22 protein-coding genes and 3 tRNA genes are annotated in these 19,990 nt (G+C 53.2%); 15 read left to right on the top strand and 10 right to left on the bottom strand.

Features of this window, described 5'->3' with window-relative positions; translation table 11 throughout:
* Positions 1-81 precede the first annotated feature (81 nt).
* Positions 82-1,179: a cell division protein ZipA gene (gene zipA, locus WEB64_RS08410; RefSeq protein ID WP_368057315.1), complete on the top strand. Its 1,098-nt coding sequence runs from the start codon at positions 82-84 to the stop codon at positions 1,177-1,179.
* A gap of 71 nt (positions 1,180-1,250) precedes the next feature.
* Positions 1,251-3,278, top strand: a complete 2,028-nt coding sequence (gene ligA / locus WEB64_RS08405; protein ID WP_368057317.1) for an NAD-dependent DNA ligase LigA — start codon at positions 1,251-1,253, stop codon at positions 3,276-3,278.
* A 43-nt stretch (positions 3,279-3,321) separates the two neighbouring features.
* On the opposite strand, the gene WEB64_RS08400 is transcribed toward ligA, so the two are convergent.
* The 3 genes from WEB64_RS08400 to WEB64_RS08390 form a co-directional block, all read right to left on the bottom strand.
* The gene (locus WEB64_RS08400) at positions 3,322-3,954 is read right to left on the bottom strand and encodes a CBS domain-containing protein (RefSeq protein WP_368057319.1); all 633 of its coding nucleotides are present in this window, start codon (positions 3,952-3,954) and stop codon (positions 3,322-3,324) included.
* A 78-nt stretch (positions 3,955-4,032) separates the two neighbouring features.
* Positions 4,033-5,940 carry an FAD-dependent 5-carboxymethylaminomethyl-2-thiouridine(34) oxidoreductase MnmC gene (gene mnmC / locus WEB64_RS08395; protein WP_368057321.1) on the bottom strand — a complete coding sequence of 636 codons (1,908 nt, stop codon included), beginning with the start codon at positions 5,938-5,940 and terminating at the stop codon, positions 4,033-4,035.
* A 5-nt stretch (positions 5,941-5,945) separates the two neighbouring features.
* A complete protein-coding gene (locus WEB64_RS08390) occupies positions 5,946-6,512 on the bottom strand; it encodes a peptidylprolyl isomerase (protein WP_368057373.1) in 567 nt (188 codons plus the stop codon).
* A gap of 214 nt (positions 6,513-6,726) precedes the next feature.
* On the opposite strand from WEB64_RS08390, the gene WEB64_RS08385 reads away from it, so the two are divergent.
* A complete protein-coding gene (locus tag WEB64_RS08385) occupies positions 6,727-6,882 on the top strand; it encodes a hypothetical protein (RefSeq protein ID WP_368057323.1) in 156 nt (51 codons plus the stop codon).
* 52 nt (positions 6,883-6,934) lie between these two features.
* Here the strand turns inward: WEB64_RS08385 and WEB64_RS08380 are convergent, their stop codons facing one another.
* The 3 genes from WEB64_RS08380 to flgA form a co-directional block, all read right to left on the bottom strand.
* Positions 6,935-7,405 carry a flagella synthesis protein FlgN gene (locus WEB64_RS08380; protein ID WP_368057325.1) on the bottom strand — a complete coding sequence of 157 codons (471 nt, stop codon included), beginning with the start codon at positions 7,403-7,405 and terminating at the stop codon, positions 6,935-6,937.
* A gap of 7 nt (positions 7,406-7,412) precedes the next feature.
* Positions 7,413-7,733, bottom strand: a complete 321-nt coding sequence (flgM, locus tag WEB64_RS08375; RefSeq protein WP_368057327.1) for a flagellar biosynthesis anti-sigma factor FlgM — start codon at positions 7,731-7,733, stop codon at positions 7,413-7,415.
* Positions 7,734-7,908: 175 nt separating this feature from the next.
* On the bottom strand, positions 7,909-8,613 hold the full coding sequence (gene flgA / locus WEB64_RS08370) for a flagellar basal body P-ring formation chaperone FlgA (protein WP_368057329.1): 705 nt from the start codon (positions 8,611-8,613) through the stop codon (positions 7,909-7,911).
* A gap of 180 nt (positions 8,614-8,793) precedes the next feature.
* On the opposite strand from flgA, the gene WEB64_RS08365 reads away from it, so the two are divergent.
* The 3 genes from WEB64_RS08365 (at position 8,794) to WEB64_RS08355 (ending at position 11,235) form a co-directional block, all read left to right on the top strand.
* On the top strand, positions 8,794-9,726 hold the full coding sequence (locus WEB64_RS08365) for a chemotaxis protein (protein WP_368057331.1): 933 nt from the start codon (positions 8,794-8,796) through the stop codon (positions 9,724-9,726).
* Positions 9,727-9,765: 39 nt separating this feature from the next.
* Positions 9,766-10,596: a protein-glutamate O-methyltransferase CheR gene (locus WEB64_RS08360; RefSeq protein WP_368057333.1), complete on the top strand. Its 831-nt coding sequence runs from the start codon at positions 9,766-9,768 to the stop codon at positions 10,594-10,596.
* Positions 10,597-10,698: 102 nt separating this feature from the next.
* Positions 10,699-11,235 carry a lipocalin family protein gene (locus tag WEB64_RS08355; protein ID WP_368057335.1) on the top strand — a complete coding sequence of 179 codons (537 nt, stop codon included), beginning with the start codon at positions 10,699-10,701 and terminating at the stop codon, positions 11,233-11,235.
* 73 nt (positions 11,236-11,308) lie between these two features.
* Here the strand turns inward: WEB64_RS08355 and WEB64_RS08350 are convergent, their stop codons facing one another.
* The gene (locus WEB64_RS08350) at positions 11,309-11,908 is read right to left on the bottom strand and encodes a DUF938 domain-containing protein (RefSeq protein ID WP_368057337.1); all 600 of its coding nucleotides are present in this window, start codon (positions 11,906-11,908) and stop codon (positions 11,309-11,311) included.
* A gap of 81 nt (positions 11,909-11,989) precedes the next feature.
* Positions 11,990-12,937, bottom strand: coding sequence for an AEC family transporter (locus WEB64_RS08345; RefSeq protein WP_368057339.1), 948 nt, complete (start codon positions 12,935-12,937; stop codon positions 11,990-11,992).
* Positions 12,938-13,464: 527 nt separating this feature from the next.
* Here WEB64_RS08345 and WEB64_RS08340 point away from each other — a divergent pair.
* From WEB64_RS08340 to WEB64_RS08330, 3 genes are read left to right on the top strand one after another with little or no spacing between them, the layout of a single operon-like run.
* The gene (locus WEB64_RS08340) at positions 13,465-13,986 is read left to right on the top strand and encodes a hypothetical protein (RefSeq protein ID WP_368057341.1); all 522 of its coding nucleotides are present in this window, start codon (positions 13,465-13,467) and stop codon (positions 13,984-13,986) included.
* A 39-nt stretch (positions 13,987-14,025) separates the two neighbouring features.
* Positions 14,026-14,481 (top strand): phage holin family protein, encoded by a 456-nt coding sequence (locus tag WEB64_RS08335; protein WP_368057343.1) that lies wholly within the window; start codon positions 14,026-14,028, stop codon positions 14,479-14,481.
* Positions 14,478-15,386 (top strand): DUF3618 domain-containing protein, encoded by a 909-nt coding sequence (locus WEB64_RS08330; protein WP_368057345.1) that lies wholly within the window; start codon positions 14,478-14,480, stop codon positions 15,384-15,386. The genes WEB64_RS08335 and WEB64_RS08330 overlap by 4 nt, the downstream gene beginning before the upstream one ends.
* Positions 15,387-15,477: 91 nt before the next feature.
* Here the strand turns inward: WEB64_RS08330 and WEB64_RS08325 are convergent.
* Positions 15,478-15,568 (bottom strand) — tRNA-Ser (locus WEB64_RS08325).
* Between the two features lie 74 nt (positions 15,569-15,642).
* A complete protein-coding gene (locus WEB64_RS08320) occupies positions 15,643-15,918 on the bottom strand; it encodes an acylphosphatase (RefSeq protein ID WP_368057347.1) in 276 nt (91 codons plus the stop codon).
* Between the two features lie 168 nt (positions 15,919-16,086).
* Between WEB64_RS08320 and WEB64_RS08315 the strand changes: the two genes are divergently transcribed.
* The 6 genes from WEB64_RS08315 to WEB64_RS08290 all read left to right on the top strand — a co-directional run bounded on the left by WEB64_RS08315 (position 16,087) and on the right by WEB64_RS08290 (position 19,975).
* Entirely contained in the window at positions 16,087-16,338 is a 252-nt protein-coding gene (locus WEB64_RS08315; protein WP_368057349.1) for a hypothetical protein, read from the top strand.
* A gap of 127 nt (positions 16,339-16,465) precedes the next feature.
* Positions 16,466-17,122, top strand: a complete 657-nt coding sequence (uvrY, locus tag WEB64_RS08310; protein ID WP_368057351.1) for a UvrY/SirA/GacA family response regulator transcription factor — start codon at positions 16,466-16,468, stop codon at positions 17,120-17,122.
* A complete protein-coding gene (uvrC, locus tag WEB64_RS08305) occupies positions 17,106-18,959 on the top strand; it encodes an excinuclease ABC subunit UvrC (RefSeq protein ID WP_368057353.1) in 1,854 nt (617 codons plus the stop codon). Before uvrY ends, uvrC begins: the two co-directional genes overlap by 17 nt.
* A gap of 7 nt (positions 18,960-18,966) precedes the next feature.
* Positions 18,967-19,542 (top strand): CDP-diacylglycerol--glycerol-3-phosphate 3-phosphatidyltransferase, encoded by a 576-nt coding sequence (gene pgsA / locus WEB64_RS08300; protein WP_368057355.1) that lies wholly within the window; start codon positions 18,967-18,969, stop codon positions 19,540-19,542.
* Positions 19,543-19,700: 158 nt separating this feature from the next.
* Positions 19,701-19,775: transfer RNA gene (locus WEB64_RS08295), tRNA-Gly, on the top strand.
* A gap of 126 nt (positions 19,776-19,901) precedes the next feature.
* Positions 19,902-19,975 (top strand) — tRNA-Cys (locus WEB64_RS08290).
* Positions 19,976-19,990 lie beyond the last annotated feature (15 nt).

The raw sequence follows: 19,990 nt of genomic DNA, 5'->3' as shown, positions 1-19,990 counted from the left end.
TAGCTGGCACCGCGTTGTATTAAGCAGCGGCATTGCATAGAGTAACGACGTTACGCGACTCGCACACAGGACTGCATGATTATGTCTCTTAGGGAATGGTTAATTGCCATAGGTACCCTGGTTATTCTGGCCATTGTGATTGATGGACTCCGTCGCATGCGCCGTGCCCGCAAAGACGCCGTGGAAATATCGGCCGGTATGGGTGCGGATGAGCTTGAGGAGTCACCACTGGAAAAAGAATTTAATCCTGAGTTGCCGAACGGCGGTGCCCGACCTATCACGCGGGACACATTGCAGGAGAGGGGGTACCTCAAAAGCCACGGAAAAACCCGCTTCGCTAACCCCGAGCCCAAGCCGACACGACCCGTGGTCTCCTCTAAACCCGGGGCCAAAACGGAAAAGCCGTCCGTAGAGCCTGATGCCTACGATGTCGATGATGCCGAAACTGACCAGGCTGTCTATGCACCAGAGGGCGACGCGTACGAATCGCCGCATGAGGCAGAGAATACCGAGTCAGGCTGGGGTGCTATCGATGATGAACCCGATATCGATGATGGTATTCTGGGTGAGGCCCGTGCCGCTGGCGACGAGCGCCAGGCCACTGAGACAACTTCTGATGCTGATGAACCCGCCGATCCCGTTGATGCAACGCCCCCTGTTGTAACATCGGAAGTGGAAGAGGACACCGCACGACGAACAACACGGGCGCAATCCGATCAGCCACTTGCGGGTGCTAATCGCCCGGAAGCCCAGGAGGTTGTGGTGATCAATGTGTTATCGAAGCCGAGTCAGGCTTTCAGCGGACCAGATCTTAAAAAGCTGTTTGAGGCCTGTGGTCTGGAGCACGGTGATCTGGATATATATCACCGACACGAAGAGTCCGACACCTATAGCCCGGTTCAGTTCAGTGTCGCCAACGCTGTAGAGCCAGGCACCTTCCGGCCTGATGAAATTGCCGGAATATCGACTCCGGGTATCAGTTTTTTTATGAGTCTCCCCGGCCCCAATAATGCCATGCAGGCCTTTGATTTTATGCTTGGAACTGCCCAGTGCGTGGTGCGAAATCTGGGTGGTGAATTAAAAGACGAACGGCGTAGCGTGATGACACCCCAGACTATAGAACACTGTCGTCAACGGATCCGGGAATATGAGCGGAAGCACCACGCCCAGCGGGTTTGAGCACGCAGTGAGAACTGTCAGCCATGCCCGGTACGCCGGGCATTTTTTTGTTGAGTGAGGCACAGGCAAGTATGGCTAACACGACATCGGTCTCCCAACGAATAGAAACATTGCGTGAACAGCTCAATGATCACAACTACCGATATTACGTGTTGGATGACCCCCGGGTTCCAGATGCGGAGTATGATCGCCTGTTCCGTGAACTGCTGGGACTTGAAGCTGAGCATCCGGACCTGGTGGCACCGAATTCACCAACACGGCGCGTCGGCAACGGTGTTGAAACGACCTTCGAAGAGGTCGTACACAGGCTGCCAATGCTATCCCTCGATAATGCATTCGGTGAGGATGAACTGAGAGATTTTGACAGACGTGTGAAAGATCGGCTGAAAACAGATGGTCCGATTGAGTACGTCTGTGAACCCAAACTTGACGGGCTTGCGGTCAGTCTGCATTACGAAAAGGGGTTGCTGACTCGAGCAGCCACCCGGGGCGACGGTTACGCTGGCGAAGATATTACCGCTAATATTCGAACGATTCCCTCGGTGCCGCTGCGTTTACGAGGCAAGGGATTTCCCGATCTGGTGGAGGTGCGGGGCGAGGTTTATATGCCTCTCGCGGGATTTGCTGCGCTCAACTCGCGGCTTTCAGATCGGGGCGAAAAAACCTTCGTTAATCCGCGCAATGCTGCAGCCGGCAGTTTACGCCAGAAAAATCCAAAAATAACAGCTCGCAGACCTCTGGAGCTTTGTGGGTATAGCGTGGCTGTGCTTGAGGATCAGGATCTACCGGATAACCATTGGGATTGCCTGAAACTCATTCAGCGATGGGGATTTCGGATCAATAGCGAGATGCGAAAAGCGGACGGTGCGGAAGAGTGTCTTGAGGCCTACCAGGCACTGATGGAAAAGCGGCAACAGCTTCCCTATGACATCGATGGCATTGTTTTCAAGGTCAACGATTTTTCGCTTCAGCGATCGCTGGGCTTTGTCTCCCGCGCACCGCGCTGGGCCATTGCCCAGAAATTTCCGGCTCAGGAAGAGCTGACAGTGATTGAGGGCGTAGAGTTTCAGGTCGGCCGCACCGGTGCCGTTACCCCGGTTGCACGACTGCACCCGGTATTTGTTGGAGGGGTTACCGTCAGTAATGCCACACTTCACAATATGGACGAGGTGGAACGACTGGATGTCCGTATTGGTGACACGGTGTTCGTGCGCCGTGCCGGTGACGTGATTCCCCAGGTTATAAAAGTTCTGACAGAACGCCGTCCTGCAGATGCACAGAGTATAAAACGTCCGAGCCACTGTCCGGTCTGTGGCTCGGACGTAGTACAGATTGAAGGTGAGGCGGTCGCTCGTTGCTCTGGCGGTCTTTATTGTGCGGCCCAGCGTAAGGAAGCAATCAAACATTATGCGTCCCGCAAAGCCCTGGATATAGAAGGGTTGGGAGACAAGTGGATCGACATTCTGGTTGAGAAGGGCATGGTTAATACGGTTGCCGACCTGTACCACCTCACAAGGGATGACCTGAAAAGTCTTGAAAGAATGGGGGACAAATCAGCGGACAATCTGGTCAATGCCATTGCATCCTCCCGCCGTCCGGTGCTTTGGCGGTTTATCTATGCCCTGGGTATCCGGGAGGTTGGAGAAGCAACGGCCAAATCATTGGCCAGTCATTTTGGCACGCTTGAGGCGATCAGCGAGGCATCGGAAGAGTCGCTGCAATCAGTGCCGGATGTTGGCCCGATCGTGGCGGGGCATGTACGAAGTTTTTTTGATCAACCCCATAATCAGGAGACGATTGACGCTCTGAAGAGTGCGGGCGTCGAATGGCAGTCTGAGACAATTACAGCGTCGGAGTGCCCACTGAAAGGCCAAACCTGGGTGCTCACCGGAAGCCTCCCCAGGATGACCCGGGAAGAAGCCAAAGCCCGACTGGAATCGTTGGGAGCCAAGGTGGCTGGCAGTGTTTCTGCAAAGACGACGTGCCTGGTTGCCGGGGAGGCTGCTGGCTCAAAGCTGACGAAAGCGGAGGCATTGGGCGTTAAAACGCTGGATGACGCTGAGTTCGTGAGGTTCCTCGAAAATCATGGTGCCACCTAAGCCATTCAGTTGGACGCTGCGTCAATCAGAGGCTCCTTAGGGTTTAAACGCTTTCCCCTTTACCGCTTGCATCGGCATAGAGCCTGAGATAATCCGTGCTGGTCACAATTCCGGAAGGTTGTCCTTGAAGATCAATTACCAGGGCAGCATTCAGTCGGTGTGCCAACATATGCCGAGCCAGCTTGTGGGCATCGGTTTCCGGTGTGGCAGTCAGGAAGGCGGGCAACTCAATGTGAGTGAAACTGTCGCTTTGGGCTGCAATGCCATGGACTTGCAGCCATTCGAGTATCCAGCGCCAGTCCACCAGACCCGCAACGACCTCTTCTGCAAGAATTACAAGGTGGTGCACGCCATGCTGATCCATTTCTTGCATTGCATCGGCCATGGTGGCGGAAGCCGGTAGCGTGAACAGGGCGGGCGTACATAACCTCGAAACCGGCAGGTAAGCCCGCTCACTCTCTGGCCCGCTGTCCATGGTTTCGCTATATTCTTCAAATGCGCGTTTAGCCGTGGCCTGCTGGGCGTTCAGTAAGGCGGCGTCGGTCGAAGCATTATATTTCGGATCAATGCGGTGGGACTCACTACTACCATTAATTGCCCCAACCCGGGACCCACGAAATACCTCGGGGAGACGGGTTCCTTGGGGTCGGCCGGGTTCGCTCACAAAAATTGGCATGGTATGTCCACACAAATAGGGCTGATATCAGGATATCGGCTGCCCCTTGTGAAACTCAAGCTGTTTTAACGAGACTGGTCAGGCAGTTTTCTGTTGTACTGGCGAGCGGCACCGGTCCGGATGCACCCGTGAGGCCAGCGAGTCGGGTAATGCACTGGGTTGGCCGGTAATGTAATCGGCCAGATATTCAGCCAGTAATGGTGCGTAGGCGAGGCCTTTGCTACCGAAACCTGTTAGCAAATCTATGCCCTCGAGTACCTGACCCGATTGGTCGGTAAGCGGGCCAGCCACCGGCTGGTAGTCATGGGTAGTGCATCGGAACGCGACCCTTCCGTCCAGACCCTCTGGCGCAGGCCGGACGCCTGTCCATAACTGCGGCACAATGAGACCCAACTGATCCAGGTTTTCCTCATGGCTACTGACCTTGAGTTCCGGTGAGGAATCTCGGAGGTCGAACGTTGCACCGGTCAGGCACTGGCCCTGATGGACGGGGTTCAGATAGCAGGGACCACAAATCACGGCGGTTGGCGCCTTCAGGGTTTCTTCTGTCAACGAGGTGACCTGGCCCCGGATGCTTTTGAAGCGGAAATCACCAAAAACCGGCAACAATTTGGGTATTTGATGCCCAGCACAAAGAACAACTCGCCCGGTGGCAATCTCTGCTTTACCCAAACCGGAAACATGCCAGCGGCCGTTGCAGGGCATAAGGCGTGTTACCTGAAATCCGAAGCGAAGACTAATCAACGGATGATCCAGTAGCTGTTCGCAAAGTCGTGCAGGCTCAAGCCAGCCACTGTTCTGATACCAGAGACCTCCGGTTGGGACGGCCGCCCCGCTGAGATGCCGCGCTTCTTCCTGACCAACCGGTCGAAGAACATCGCTCGGATAATCATTGCGCTCACAGAAACGGCGCTGTCTGTCAGCTTCTTCCGGGCTCCAGGCCAACTGAAGGAGGCCACTTGCATGCCAGCACGGGAAGCTCAGTTGGCGATAGAAGCGTTGGCTATGGAGCAAAGCTGAGAGGGCAAGTTGGCTTTGGGCATTATAGTCAACCCCCAGCTTGACATAGAGGGCGCCCTGTTGGTTTCCAGAGGCTCCGGCGGCCGGGGAGGTTGCACCCTCCAGGACAGTGACGGGCCAGCCTCGCTGCGCCAGGTTACGGGCAAGCAGCGCGCCAGCAATACCCGCGCCAATGATGGTTGTGGAAGGAGGCTGAGTGTCGGTTTGATTTCCCGAAAATGCTTCGGGCCCGAAGCTGCCCGACCGCATATTACGGCCGTGCTCCGCGCCCAATAACCCTTGCGCCTCAAAACCGTATTCAGCCATCGTTGCCAAGGTATCGTTATCGGCACCAATGACTGAGGCGGTGGTACCTGAATGACTGTGTTCCCGAATGGTCTGAAGGAGAGGTCTGGTCACAGCGTCCTGTTCGGTCGCGCTCAGGAACCAGGCATCCGCAGTAAATCCCATATCTGCCCAGGCTGCCACGGGGTCGCTAAAGTTCAGAGTTAATCGAACTTGTCCCTGCTCGAACACCAATCTATGCGACCCTGCGACCAGCGCCGGAAAATGCTCGGCAAGCTCGTTAGCCAGCGGTTGCAGGTGAGGCCACCGTGTCAGCATACGGCGAAGATCTTCCCCCTTCAGAGGGCGAGGCGTCGACGCCACAAAATGCAACACCGCACCTGCTGCTGGGCTGGATTCTTTCCAGGCGTGCCAAGTAGCCAGAAACCCCAGACCAGCACCAAAGACAGCCTCTGCAATAACGATTGATTGCCCTGGTGTGAGCGTTCGAAATCGTTCCTGTAGTCGGTTGGTTTTGATAAACGCCTCGGCGGCCTCTAGAAACTCTTGCGTCGAGTTCGGGTACTGCTCGCCGGAAGACCGAATGATTGGCTGGTCTTTAATCCAGTCAAATTCTACTGGCGTGACTCTGGGGCCGCCCAAACCCTTTCTGACTAAACCTTGTGAATGCGGGGTCTCCATAGCACTCACTCTTCCGCCCGACGAATATTCTGAATGGTAATAGCTTCTCGGGGTACATCGCCCATGCCATTCCTGGTACCTGTAGGCTGGCCGGCAATCTGATCAACTACACCCATACCCGAGGTAACGCGTCCAAAAACCGTGTAGCCCGGACCACGGGAACCCGGATCCAGGTAAGCATTGTCGACGAGGTTGATAAAGAACTGGGAAGTGGCTGAGTCCGGGTTAGACGTCCGTGCCATCGCCACGGTGCCTCGCAGATTTTTTGCGGTGGGCTTGGCTTCGTTGGGAACCGGGGGTCGGGTGGCTTTCTGATTGAGATTTTCATCGAAGCCGCCACCCTGAATCATGAACCCGGGAATCACCCGGTGAAATATGGTGCCTTCGTAGTAGCCGCTGTCCACATAGGTCAGAAAATTTTCAACAGTTTGAGGGGCTACATCCGGACGCAATTGTAATTGGATAGTGCCCTCGGATGTCTGGATCACGACGGTGGGAAGATCACTATTCGCCTTTTGAGTCCCGGAGTCTGCGAATAAAAAAGCGGGAAGGGTAAAACTGAGAAAGCTGATAAGGAGAAGCTGAGTTAGCAGTCCCGGCTTCTTTAGGTCACATTTCCTTTGATCGGTCGTCACGGATTTTGCCTCATGAATTCATTCGTCTGGGTTTGTCTATTTTTAGTATCCCGACAGTCTACCAGAACTGACCTGCGGCAGGCGCTGAGGAAGAGGGCGCTAACGACTAAATTTTGTAAGTTTCCCGCCTGTATTCGAAGCTCAAACACGTTTGCTGGTTAATCGTGGCTACCTGTCGGAAGATCAGTTGGAAACAGGACTGCGCCTGCAGCGGGAAACTGATCAGAGACTCGGCGAAGTGCTGATTCAGGCGGGTTGGGTCTCAGACCGGGAGCTCCAGCGAGTGCTCAGGCATCAGCACCATTGATAGAAAAAAAGACCGGCGTGTTTCCAGGCCGGTCTTTTTCAATCACTCTGTGTCAGGCACTGGCCAGAATATTGCGCTGCCCAACCGACGTTTGTTGTCCGCTCGAGCCGTAAAGTTTGGCTTGGCCCGCAGAGCCCCTGAATATATCTGTGAGCTTGGTCAGACGATTTTGCAGATGGCTGACAATGCGCCCATTAATCCGATTACGCTCATGACAGGTGCTCAAGGCTTGCTCCGCGGCTTGCCACAGAGTCGTGAGCTCGCTCAAACCTGCGCTGCGAATGAATCGGGAAGGCTCGCCGTGTTCAGGACGGTAGCCCATCTCCACCAGTACATGGATTTTCCGTTTGGCGCGTTCGCGGATCTGCCCCAGCATGCTGTTTTTCTGCTGAGTAAGAGGCTCTATGGCGCGAATGTCTGAGCTTTTAAGTTTTACTTTCTCTTCTTCCAATAAGAGAGCGAGCTGGTTGAGATCGCTCACGTCCTGATGGAGTAACTGCTTGAGTTCGTCAATTGCGGCCATAATGTGTTCATCCGAAAATGCTGTTATCCATATCTAGCATTTTCTGGGCCAGCTTCTCCGCATCGATTTTATAACTACCGTCCGCCAGGGCCGCTTTGATTTCTTCAATGCGCTGATCATCCATTTCCGGATAACTATCCAGGCGCTGCTCCAGTTGTTTCAGATTTTTAGCCTGATCACTGAGGCTGACGTTCTCACCACGGGGTGCCTGAGCTTTAGCCCCTTCAGGGGAGAGCTGCGGCTTGGTCTGGCTGGCCTCTGATTTACTGGTCGAGGTCTTCTGGGTGTTGACCTGGCCGGGACCAATTCCATTAAAGTCAACTGTCATAACATGTCCTGCCTGCTTGAAGGTTGCCGTTATTGATCTTCGAGAACCGAGATATTTGATTAGCTATCGGCAGGGGTTCTGCCTTCTTTAACAATTTTCATACAAATTTTATGACGCCTTTGTAATGTGGCAATAAATTGCCGCTCACCGGTTGGATTCTGCCCCGCAAATTGCCCTACATCACTACTTCGACACGTCCCGGACCGATGATCCTCGCTCTGAGAGTTCGGGAAGAGGACAAGTTCTCAATTCTCACCTGTTCCCCGATGCGCCCGTTACCGAGTGCCTTGCCGCGGGACTGAACTGAAAAGTTACCGGATCGGGCAATAATAATAACATGGTCTCCCCGAGATACGGCATCTGGCGCGGACACTAGATCGGGTGTAAAAACTGTGCCTGCGTTGATGGGACGGCTGATTTCCATACCGATCAGGTCTTCGAGTTTTTTTATGGCGCCCCGACGAATCGAGTTGATAACCACCTCAGACCTGCTGATCATTTCCTCTCTTAAACGGTCTCCACGACCAAGAGGTCGTGCTGCCACGAACGCTTCACCGGTAATTTTCAGCGCGCTTGAAAGGAATATTCGCCAGGGCCGCTCACCTTCACACGATATCTCCAGCCTTGGATGGGTAGAACGCCACGGATCACCACTGAACGCTACAGTTGGTCCGGCAATACAGTTGGCGAGCGTTAACCGGGAATCGAGGTTGCCCAGCTCGTAGGTGATTTTGTAGCCGTTCGAAGCCTGTCGTTCGACGAACTGATCGAGAAATTGGGTGGCCGCTTCCAGAACTTGTGAGGAGGTACCGCCCGCAGGAAATGCGGTCTGGGTGAACAGCGCCGAAAGTACGAATCCGGCTAGAGTGAGGATGCGCATTTTGTAAAGTTTATCCTATGCTTTGTGTATCCAGGGCAATACACTGGCCCGTATTCCGGTTTCAGTTAAACATTGTCAGGATCTTGCCGTTAAGCAGGGTTATAAAGCCCGATAGCCGTAATCACGCAAGATGTGTGCCGGTCCGGGTGAAATTTGGCTTAAATTCAGGAGCATCCGAAAATGGCAGGTGTACTCGATAGTGTGAACCAGCGCACTCAACTGGTGGGGGAAAACCGGCTGGAGCTTCTGCTCTTCCGTCTTCGTGGACGGCAGGTGTATGGGATTAACGTATTCAAGGTCAAAGAAGTCCTGCAATGTCCGAAACTGTCCTCTATTCCCAATAGCCGGGCTATGGTAAGAGGCGTGGCGCATATTCGGGGTGAGACTATTCCGATCATAGATCTGGGGTTGGCGATTCGGATGCCCCCTATTCCTGCCGAAGAAGTTTCGACGAGTTTCGTTATCATCACGGAGTACAATCGCAGAACCCAGGGTTTTCTGGTCTCCGGTGTTGACCGGATCATCAATATGAACTGGGAGGACATTCTCCCCCCTCCGAAGGGTGCGGGTGGAGAAGTTTACCTGACTGCGGTTACCAAGATTGATGACAAAATTATTGAAATTATCGATGTAGAGAAGATTCTTTCAGAAGTTTCTCCGCTGGAATCGAACGTTACAGAGTCAGTTTTACACCGTAGCGGCGAGACTGACAGGGGGGCGTCCTTGCCGATTCTGGTGGTGGACGATTCAACCGTAGCGCGTCGCCAGATCGAGAGATGTCTGACCGCGATTGGTATAAAGGTTGTTACTAAAAATGATGGTAAACAGGCACTTGATCTGCTTAAAGAAATGACCTCCGATGGTTCAAAAGCAACGGATCATTTTTCGATGATGATTTCAGATGTTGAAATGTCGGAGATGGACGGCTATACGTTGGTCACTCGCTGCAAGAGTGATGCTAATATCAATGCGCTCTACGTTATGTTGCATACTTCTTTAAGTGGCGTCTTCAACAACGCAATGGTACAGAAGGTGGGCGCCAATGATTTTATGGCCAAGTTCAGTCCGGATGAACTCGCTGAGCGAGTGATGGAAATTCTTGATCAAGCCTGACAGGGCGTGGTCCCTCGATCCTCAAACACCAGAGATTCAATGAAATCAGATATCACACCCCAGGAATACGATGCCTTCAAGAAGTTCCTGCAGGATGCGTGTGGCATTCTGTTAGGCGAGAACAAGCAGTATCTGGTTAAAAGCCGTCTGCGCCGTATTCTTGAAGATAATCAGATGACCAGCCTGGGCGCATTACTTGAGCACCTCAAGCGGCCGGGCAGAGTGCCTTTGCGGGAGGTTGTTGTGGATGCCATGACGACCAATGAAACCCTCTGGTTTCGCGATAATCATCCCTTCCGTATTTTAAGCGACAAACTACTACCTGAGCTCGCAGAGCGCAGTCAGTTGCAGCCGATCAGGTTTTGGTCTGCCGCCTGCTCGACGGGGCAGGAGCCTTATTCCATTGCCATGGCGGTGGATGAATATCGGCGCTTGAAACCGGGCAAACTTAAGGCGGATATCAAAATTACGGCTACGGACATTTCCAAAAGCGTGTTGGATGTGGCCCGTCGTGGCGAATATGAAATGCTGGCTATTGGCCGTGGTTTATCGCCGGAGCGGCAAAAGAACTTCTTCGCACAATCAAGCAATGGCGGCTGGCAGATTCGTCCGCAGCTGAAGACTATGGTGGATTTTAAAGAGTTGAATCTGCTTGAGCGCTACATGCTAGGCAAGTTTGATGTGGTGTTCTGCCGTAATGTCCTGATTTACTTTTCAGCGGAACTTAAGAAAGACATCCTCACGCGTATACATGCCACGCTCAATACCGGTGGCTATCTGATTCTTGGCGCCTCTGAGTCACTCAATGGGCTGCCTCACCTCTACGAGATGGTACAGTGCAATCCGGGGATTATTTACCGCAAAAAATAGTCAGGTTTAGCCTCGATGGTTCTGAACCACGTATCCTGATGGTGGTAGGAAAATACCTTTGTATGCTGCGATGCTACTCCATCTATTTTAAAGGTCAGACCAATGAAAGCTATGCCTCTTTTGATACCGGTTGCCATGGGGCTTGTCCTGTCAGCTTGCACCGGGTTGCCGGATGGGATCAGGCCGGTAAAAACCCTGGATGTTAACCAATATACCGGCACCTGGTATGAAATCGCACGGCTCGACCATTCTTTTGAACGTGGCCTTTCCAGTGTAACCGCTGAATATCAAGTGCAGGAAGATGGCAGCCTCAAGGTTATAAACCGTGGGTATTCAGAGGAAGAGAATGCGTGGGAGGAGGCAGAAGGTCGCGCTGTCTTTGTGGATGATGAACGCACCGGGCATCTGAAAGTTTCCTTCTTCGGTCCCTTTTATGCCTCCTATGTGATCTTCCGGCTCGACAATGAGGACTATCAGTATGCCTTTATTACCGGATATGACCGGGATTATCTATGGTTTCTTTCACGCACTCCAACGGTAACCGACAACGCTGTGCAGAATTTCCGGGACGTGGCCGAAGCTGAGGGCTTCAACCTGGATAATCTGATCATGGTCGATCAGAGCCGCAATAGTCAGTAGTAAGTCTCTGCGCAAGAGTGCTTAGCCGTGAGAAATTTTCAATGGCGAATCTGGCTTTGCCTGGAACGCTGGGTCATTGCTTGCGCCAAACCAGTAATCGATTATTCGCGGGCATATTAAAGTCCTCTGCTAACGTCAGATCGACCGCTGAGGCGAGGCCTTCAAGGTCGTTCACATCGCGAATGCCCATATGTTCCGCCTGATTTCGTAAATGGAGGTCGAATTGCTGATTGCTCTCACTGGTGTGAACGCCGTTATAGCAAAAAGGGCCATACAGGCAGAATGATTGATTGGGCTTCAAACCCGCTGCCACACCTCTGAACATCGCCTTCACGTCTGGCCAGCCCATTATGTGGGCAGTATTGGCCGAAAAAGCACCATCAAATCCCGCTAATGGCCATGGAGCGCTACTGACATCGAGTGTCAGCGGAGGCAGCATATTCGGAAGGTTCGCTTCCTGGATGCGTGCCTGGCAAAGTTCGGCATTACTTGGGTGGTCACTGGGTTGCCAGGTGAGATGATGCAGGGACGTTGTGAAGTGCACTGCGTGCTGTCCAGTGCCGCTGCCGATTTCCAGAATTAAACCGGGGTGGGTAAAAACCGATCGAATCACATCAAGAATAGGCTGCTTGTTGTTTTCACAGGCCTGGGAGAAAGGTTTACTGTTTTGCATGCTGGGGCTGTCCTGGTTTCGTGACTTGAATTGAATCGCCTTGTAGGGCGCTCCTTGCAACCTCTGCAACGAGGCCAACGGTCAAATGACGCCGCCAGTCCGTAGCATAAAAACTCCGATCGTAATTGTCACGCTCGCCACCAGGGTGGTCAAAGCGACGATATTGGCGGCCAAACGGTCATTTCCGCCCAACGCTTTGACCATCACGAAGCTGGCAGCCGCCGTCGGACTGGCAAAGAAAAGAAAGAGCAGCCCTAACTCCTGTCCTCTGAAGCCAACCAGCCAGGCAGCAGTAGTGCAAATACATGGCAGTGCTACCATTTTCATCATGCTGGCTCCGGTGGCCGTTTTGCTGTCAGTCCGGAGGGCTGCAATGGATAAAGTCCCGCCAATACAGAGCAAGGCAAGGGGTAAAGTCAGGGAGGCAAAATAATTGCCGCTGATCAACAGCCAGCCGGGCAACTGAATACCGGACCACGCAACCGGAACAGCAGCTATGACTGAAATAATAAGCGGGTTGCGAACGACATCCCGGAGAATAGTCTGCCAACTGAGGGTCTGTCCGGGCTGGTATGCCGCCAATACAACCACGGACAAGGCATTGTAAGAGATGATCACCATCCCGAGCAGCAACCCCCCGGCAGAAAGACCAAAATCCCCGTAGAGATTTGTCGCGAGAGCGAGCCCGACAATACCGCAGTTGCCTCTGAACGCCCCCTGCACATATACCCCCCGGTCCGCATATGGAACCCGCCACGTTGCCCAGACCCAGCTTAGAAGAAAGCTGGCAATAGTCGCGAGCAGGAAAAAGCCAAGCAAACCAGGGTTGAGTGTGGTCTCAAGATCGGCCTGAATGATACTCAGGAAGATCAGTGTGGGGAGAGTGGCTTTGAAGACCAGGGCCGAAGCTGTATTGATGAACGGCAAATCGATCCAGCCCAGGCGTCTGAGACCTAGCCCGATGAATACCATGGCGAACACGGGTAGCGTGATTTCAAGTGTACTGAGGAAAACATCAAGCAGAGTCATCACGCGCCAGGGTTGGTGAGGTTCGGCTAAACTGGTAGCCAAGACCATACAAAATACCATGGCTCAATAAAATCGAGAACTTATGGGGTAAAATTTGTGGCCATACCGAGGTTAACGCCGTCTCGCTCTATAGTGTTGCCTGCCCTTGATATGGAACCACCATACCTTCGGACAGGCGCCTTGGCCAGAAACCCCAGCGTCACGCAGTAGGTCAACGAATTAGCCAGACGGGACACTAGTCCCAGCGCCATATGCTGAAAGCAGCATGGGGGAGATCTGGTTGTTCAAAATTATCGAATACAAGCTCCTCCTCAGGGGTTGTCAAACCAGATAAGACAGTAGAATTTTCCGATTTACGGAAAATATTGCCATTTTCCAGCGTCTCGCCTTCCTCCTTATAGCCCCGACTTTTTTAACCCGCCTTGTCTTGCCTGAAGTTTCGGGCTATGGCACGGACTATGCTGCGCTTGCCTGTGTTCACCCGTTAATCAGTTTGAAAAGACATCCGGCATCACAGGAGCGATACCATGCAACCAAATGATCCAAATACAAGCCAGGGCGGGGACGTGCATTCCACCACGCCTCCATCGCCAGCCTCCGGGGCCTCAACCTCCCAGCAAGGGGGAGCTCAGGGTAGTGAAGGAGGTTTTAATCAAACCGGCAAGTCCACGTCCGGTGCCGGGAGTGCCAATGAGCTAGGTAACGAAGTTAAAAAAACGGCCCAGGCCAAGGCCGAGGAAGGTGCCGATAAAGGTAAGAGAACTGCCTCCAATACCGCCAGCCACGGGGCCGAGGCGCTCAGCCGCGCGGCGGACAGCCTTCGGGATCAGGGCGAGGAAACGCTCGCTCAAACCACCACATCCATTGCATCCGGCTTGTCTGAGTATGCTGAACGTCTTGAAAAGCGATCTGCTGAAGATTTGATTCAGGACGCCATCCGACTGGCACGCCAGAATCCAACGCTCTTCGTACTTGGCAGTGTAGGTGTCGGAATCGCGCTGAGCAGGTTTTTCAAGGCCTCGTCAAGGTCGCCTGGTGGCCACAACTGAATAGACGGGTCCACTCAATCAGTAAAACAGGAGGTCACAATGGCTGATACCGCTCAGAATGAACACACCGACCCGTCAGGCGATGGGCCTGAAACCGAATCTGCGACACCGCGTGAGGACAAGACACGTTTTTACGATCTGGTCCGGCACCTTATCGACGATCTTGCTCTTCTGTTCCGTAAGGAATTGGCACTGGCGGGTTCGGAGGTTTCCCACTCGCTAAACGATGCCAAAAAAGGCGTCTCTGGTTTGATCAGTGGAGTGGTGGTTTTGAATTCCGGTTATCTGGTCCTGCTCGCAGCCGCCACGTTGGGACTAGGAAAAATCATGGAGCTTTGGCTGGCCGCGTTGATTGTAGGTGGGGTAGTGACTGTAATCGGCCTGATCATGGTGACGGCGGGTAAGAAGAAGCTGGAACCGTCCAGTATGAAGCCGACACGTACCATGGACAGTCTCCAGAAAGACAGGGAAACCGCGAGAGGGCATGTAAAATGACTACAGTAAAAGAGCAGTTTAAAAGTGATCTTCGCAAGGATCCTGAAGATTTAGAGCGAGAGGCTGATAATGCCCGGGCAGACCTGGAGGGTACGATCGATGAACTGATGCAGCAGCTTTCTCCTGGTGAACTCCTCAATCAAGGTATCTCACTCTTTCGAGACAAAGGTGATAACGCGTTCGTTCGCAATCTCACCAGTCAGGTGGAGAACAACCCCATACCGGTGGTTCTTGCTGGTGTTAGCCTCGTCTGGCTGATGACGGCGTCGAAACAGCCGCCAGTGCACCAGGGGGCGGGCGCCTCTGGCAGGATTGGTGAAAAAGCAGGGGCTGCCCGGGATAAATTGTCTTCCGCTACCAGTCACCTAAAATCGTCAACCCATAATGCCGCTGACCGTACCCGGGAAACTGGCCACCAAGTGGCCGCAGGTGCCAGTGATATGATGCACCGAGTAAGTGATGCCAGCAGACACACGGCTGACAGCACACGAGCGGGGCTTCGTAACGCGCGTGAGGGATACAGCCACATGCTTCATGAACAACCCTTGCTCGTGGGGGCTTTGGCAGTTGCGGCGGGCGCCGTTTTGGGCTCACTCTTACCACGGACTTCAGCGGAAGATCGTGTGATGGGACACCTTAGCGACAGCGGCATAGATGCGTTCAAGGAGAGAGCCGAGGAGAAAATGCAGGAAGAGCAAGGTAAAGCCTCGGAAGGCTCAGGAGCTTCATCTGATGACTCTGCCACTACATCGGCTCACAGGGCTGCGAATGTGCCTGGAACAGGCTCCTCAGGAACGGTCGGAACAGGCGTTGGGCAATCAGAACGCCAGCCACCTCAGCTTGATCCCGCATCGTCGGCTGCAGACCGGGAGTCCGGTAAAACCCACCCTGGTACGAACTACTAGTTCGGGGATAGGGTTGGTCGAACCCGCGAGGGTTCTTCTACCCAAACTATCGGCCAATAAAAAACCCCAGCATGAATGCTGGGGTTTGTATTGGCGGAGAGAGAGGGATTCGAACCCTCGATACGCTATTAACGTATACACGCTTTCCAGGCGTGCGCCTTCAGCCACTCGGCCACCTCTCCAATCAACTGGTCAGATCAGCGTAATGATTTGAGGGCGCAGACTTTAATGGTTTTGCGGTGTTTTGGCAACTCCCTTATTGAATGCGGAAGTCATTGGATTGCGGATCGCCTGGCTTCTTTTTAACATCAATATGCTGAACGTTTGCCTCAGGTGAGCCGTCCCAGCACCAGTCGAGTAGCTGAATAAGTGCTTGCTCGTCACCTTCAGCCAGAAGCTCCACGCGCCCGTCGGAAAGATTTCGCACCGAGCCGGTAATGCCAAGCTCCTCCGCCCTTGCCCGAGCCGAGGTGCGATAATATACGCCCTGAACGCGGCCCTCGATTAGAAGGCGCCACCGTTGCTGTCCCATTTTATGCTTCTCCAGTCTTACTTTTTGAACCTTTAACCTTAGTAGAGCCTGATGCACGCTGAATAGGGCATCGACCAACATTTCTTAAGTTTTTTGATGTTGATCTTTCATCGCGGGCAGACGTTCAGTTAAGCTTCCTGCCGATGCGATCTGAAGGAGTTGGAAAGTATGTCTGATGATTCCACAAGAGCAAGTGAGGCCGACCCCAGGGAGGCTCCCTTTGCGGTTGATACTGACTTGCTAACTCAGGATCAACTCGACGGGCTTGTGGATGAATACTGCACCCGTTTTCATGGCCTGAATGAAAATGAGTCGCCGTTAGATGAGCGGGGCAAAGTAGCGGAGGCCGTCAGGCGGGGTGATTTGCTGGTGTGGTTTGATCCGGTAGAAAATACTGCCGGTCTTGGACCGAAAGCCTGAGTGCGTCCGCAGGGCAATTTTGAGCGCCAGGCCTCATGAAATGCCTTAATCAGGTACCGCTCGGGGGCATGACGCGTTACACTTCCCGTGTTTTTTGACTGTAAATCAGCCATGGGCGAGGTGCATTTTGATCAAGGTACTGGTGGTTGATGACCATGAGCTTGTTCGGTCTGGTATTACCCGGATGCTGTCGGACAATCCCGATATTGAAGTGATAGGGCAGGCAGCCTCTGGTGAAGAGGCGATCGACGCGGTTCGTGAGAAGTCCCCCGATATCGTATTGATGGATATCCGAATGCCGGGAATCGGTGGGCTTGAGGCGACCCGCCGTATCCTCCGTATCGACGATGCTATTCGGGTGATTGTCGTAACGGCCTGTGCCGACGATCCATACCCCACCCGGGTTATGCAGGCAGGCGCCTCCGCGTATATCACCAAAGGCGCGGATATCCGCGAAATGTTAAGGGCGATCCGTATGGCCCATGCTGGCCAGCGCTACATCAGCCCCGAAATTGCGCAGAAAATGGCGCTCAAACAGGTGGGCGATAATGGCGATGAGGGATATGATTCCGTATTCGACCGTCTCTCCGAGCGCGAACTCCAGATTGCTCTGATGGTAGTGGGTTGCCAGAAAGTGCAGGATATTTCAGACAAACTTTGCCTCAGCCCCAAAACCGTCAACAGCTACCGTTACCGGATTTTCGAGAAGCTTGAAATTTCCAGCGATGTGGAGCTGGCGCTGATGGCTGTAAGGCTCGGGTTGCTTGATGCCGACAAGGTCTAATGAGTCTGTCGAAGGCTTCGACACCAAAACCTTCCTGAAACAGCTTACTGAACGCCCCGGGGTCTATCGAATGTTCGATACCTCGGGTGAGGTTCTTTATGTGGGTAAGGCGCGCAATCTTAAGAAACGTGTCGCGAGTTATTTCCGCAAGTCCGGGCTGGCACCAAAGACAGAAGCGCTGGTCGGCAAAATCAATCATATAGAAGTCACCATCACCGGCAGCGAGACCGAAGCATTACTGCTGGAACAAAACCTGATCAAATCCCTGCGGCCGCCTTACAACATTCTGCTGCGTGATGATAAATCCTACCCTTATATCTACCTGTCAGCTCATGATAACTACCCGTCGCTGACATTTCGCCGGGGGCGTACTCGCAAGGGGCAGGGAACCTGGTTCGGGCCTTTTCCAAGTTCCGGTGCCGTCAAGGAAAGCCTTAATATTTTACAGAAAGTATTCCGTATAAGATCATGTAATGAAAGCTATTTCAGAAATAGGACTCGCCCGTGCCTGCAATTCCAGATCAACCGCTGTACCGCTCCTTGCGTCGGTTTTATCTCGCCTGAGGATTATCAGCAGGATATTCGCCACGCAGCCATGTTTCTCGAAGGCAAGAACCCGGCGATCATCAATGATCTGATGAACGAGATGGAAAAAGCATCCTCGGAACTGCAATTTGAAAAAGCGGCTCAATACCGTGACCAGGTCAACCACTTGCGTCATGTCCAGGAGCAGCAGTCCATGGAAGGCGAGGGCGGTGATGCAGATGTGATCGCTATTGCGCAAGACGCCGGCGTGGTGTGTATTGTGGTTATCATCGTTCGAGGTGGCCGGGTGTTGGGAACCAAGGACTACTTTCCACGATATTCCATCGAGCAAACCGAGCCAGAGTTGCTGAGCGCCTTCATGGGCCAGTTTTATTTTGGTGGAAATACCCAGCGAGAAATGCCTCGGGACGTCATTGTACCGGGCCCGGTTGATGAGCAGGATCTCATGGCAGCGGCGTTAACCGAGTCTGCCGGACGGGACACCCGCGTACGCCAGAATGTACGAGGTGAACGCAGGAGATGGCTTGAGCTCGCCATGACGAACGCGCGCCAAACGTTACTTACACACCTCGCCAGCAAAGAGACGGTTTACCGTCGACTGCTGGCCCTGCGAGACCTCCTGGAGTTGCCGGAAACCCCTAAGCGGATGGAATGTTTTGACATTAGCCACAGCCATGGGGAGCATACGGTCGCTTCCTGCGTCGTCTTCGACGAGAATGGACCGCTTAAGAGCGATTATCGGCTTTACAATATTGAAGGTGAGATCGCCGGTGACGATTACGGCGCGATGCGACAGGTACTGACCCGGCGCTATCGTCGAATGGTTTCAGATGACGGCAAACGCCCGGATCTTGTGTTTATCGACGGGGGTAAGGGCCAGTTGAATATTGCACGGGAAGTCTTTGAAAGTCTTGAAATTAGTGATATACCACTCATTGGCGTAGCCAAGGGCGTGACCCGACGGGCCGGTATGGAACAATTGATCGACGCCCTGACTGACCGGGTCTTTCGCGTGCCGGCGGATTCGCCCGGATTGCACCTTATCCAGCATATCAGGGACGAATCACACCGCTTCGCCATTACGGGTCACCGCAAAGGTCGGGATAAAAAACGCCGGCAATCGACCCTTGAAGGGATCGAAGGTGTAGGTGCAAAACGCCGTCGCGAACTGATTCGCTATTTTGGCGGTTTACAGGAAATCAAAAAAGCCGGGGTAGACGAAATGACCAAAGTAAAAGGCATCAGTAAATCTCTGGCAGAATCCATCTATGCGGCCCTGCACAATGAGTAAGTCAAGCATGAATCTCCCGAACATTCTGACCATGTCACGTATTGTCATGATCCCGGTGTTCGTCGTAATTTTTTATCTGCCCTATGGCTGGAGCTACGTCACCGCCGCGGCCATTTTCGCATTGGCTGCGGCCACTGACTGGCTGGACGGCTACCTTGCCCGCAAACTGGACCAGAGCACGCCGTTCGGAGCCTTCCTTGATCCGGTGGCCGATAAGCTCATGGTCGCCGTGGCGTTAACAGTGCTGATAGACGAACACCACAGTATTATTCTGACCATACCGGCGACGATCATTATCTGTCGGGAAATCGTCATTTCCGCGTTAAGGGAATGGATGGCCGAAATGGGAAGCCGGGGTAGTGTGGCTGTATCTTACATCGGCAAGATCAAGACCACGGCTCAGATGGTCGCTATTATTACACTGCTGGCGTTCCCTCCAGGCATGCCGGGGGCCACCCTGGGTGTTGTCGTACTTTACCTGGCGGCTGTGCTTACGCTCTGGTCGATGGTGCTCTATCTGCGGGCGGCCTGGCCTGATCTGTTCCCAAAAGTACCTGAATCAAGTGAGCAAGAGAATCACTGATCAAAGAATAATCAATCAGTTACAGGTGATCGGTAAATTAGAAAAGGGTTGACACTCAGCTATGATTCATTAATATATGCGCCACTTCAACGGCGAAGATGTTGAATTGAAGTGACAAACTGATTGGATGTTTACATAGATTACAATCGGTTCGTAATGCGGGAATAGCTCAGTGGTAGAGCACAACCTTGCCAAGGTTGGGGTCGCGAGTTCGAATCTCGTTTCCCGCTCCAATTTCAATACCGGTTGCACGGCTGAAATTGTAAATTTTGAAAGCTCAGAAATTTAAAAGCTAAGATAATCTCCCGGCCAGTTCCTGGAGAGGCAATAAAAGTCTCGATCTCCTTTCGGACTTTTCCGGCGCGGTGGCAGAGTGGTTATGCAGCGGACTGCAACTCCGTTAACGCCGGTTCGATTCCGACCCGCGCCTCCATTATTTTTCCTTAAT

This window comes from Marinobacter sp., from assembly GCF_040882185.1.
Lineage (GTDB): Bacteria > Pseudomonadota > Gammaproteobacteria > Pseudomonadales > Oleiphilaceae > Marinobacter.
The sequence above is the reverse complement of the archived record's forward strand: the minus strand, read 5'-3'. Positions and strand labels throughout refer to the sequence as shown.

Excerpts from the sequence above, each read along its gene's own strand:
- WEB64_RS08380 (WP_368057325.1), bottom strand. The coding sequence starts at position 7,405 with ATGGCCGCAATTGACGAACTCAAGCAGTTACTCCATCAGGACGTGAGC.
- uvrC (WP_368057353.1), top strand. The coding sequence starts at position 17,106 with ATGCCGACAAGGTCTAATGAGTCTGTCGAAGGCTTCGACACCAAAACC.
- WEB64_RS08350 (WP_368057337.1), bottom strand. The coding sequence starts at position 11,908 with ATGCAAAACAGTAAACCTTTCTCCCAGGCCTGTGAAAACAACAAGCAG.
- WEB64_RS08320 (WP_368057347.1), bottom strand. The coding sequence starts at position 15,918 with ATGGGACAGCAACGGTGGCGCCTTCTAATCGAGGGCCGCGTTCAGGGC.
- pgsA (WP_368057355.1), top strand. The coding sequence starts at position 18,967 with ATGAATCTCCCGAACATTCTGACCATGTCACGTATTGTCATGATCCCG.
- WEB64_RS08345 (WP_368057339.1), bottom strand. The coding sequence starts at position 12,937 with ATGACTCTGCTTGATGTTTTCCTCAGTACACTTGAAATCACGCTACCC.
- WEB64_RS08400 (WP_368057319.1), bottom strand. The coding sequence starts at position 3,954 with ATGCCAATTTTTGTGAGCGAACCCGGCCGACCCCAAGGAACCCGTCTC.
- mnmC (WP_368057321.1), bottom strand. The coding sequence starts at position 5,940 with ATGGAGACCCCGCATTCACAAGGTTTAGTCAGAAAGGGTTTGGGCGGC.
- WEB64_RS08360 (WP_368057333.1), top strand. The coding sequence starts at position 9,766 with ATGAAATCAGATATCACACCCCAGGAATACGATGCCTTCAAGAAGTTC.
- WEB64_RS08355 (WP_368057335.1), top strand. The coding sequence starts at position 10,699 with ATGAAAGCTATGCCTCTTTTGATACCGGTTGCCATGGGGCTTGTCCTG.
- ligA (WP_368057317.1), top strand. The coding sequence starts at position 1,251 with ATGGCTAACACGACATCGGTCTCCCAACGAATAGAAACATTGCGTGAA.
- WEB64_RS08330 (WP_368057345.1), top strand. The coding sequence starts at position 14,478 with ATGACTACAGTAAAAGAGCAGTTTAAAAGTGATCTTCGCAAGGATCCT.
- zipA (WP_368057315.1), top strand. The coding sequence starts at position 82 with ATGTCTCTTAGGGAATGGTTAATTGCCATAGGTACCCTGGTTATTCTG.
- WEB64_RS08315 (WP_368057349.1), top strand. The coding sequence starts at position 16,087 with ATGTCTGATGATTCCACAAGAGCAAGTGAGGCCGACCCCAGGGAGGCT.
- flgA (WP_368057329.1), bottom strand. The coding sequence starts at position 8,613 with ATGCGCATCCTCACTCTAGCCGGATTCGTACTTTCGGCGCTGTTCACC.
- WEB64_RS08335 (WP_368057343.1), top strand. The coding sequence starts at position 14,026 with ATGGCTGATACCGCTCAGAATGAACACACCGACCCGTCAGGCGATGGG.
- WEB64_RS08340 (WP_368057341.1), top strand. The coding sequence starts at position 13,465 with ATGCAACCAAATGATCCAAATACAAGCCAGGGCGGGGACGTGCATTCC.
- WEB64_RS08365 (WP_368057331.1), top strand. The coding sequence starts at position 8,794 with ATGGCAGGTGTACTCGATAGTGTGAACCAGCGCACTCAACTGGTGGGG.
- flgM (WP_368057327.1), bottom strand. The coding sequence starts at position 7,733 with ATGACAGTTGACTTTAATGGAATTGGTCCCGGCCAGGTCAACACCCAG.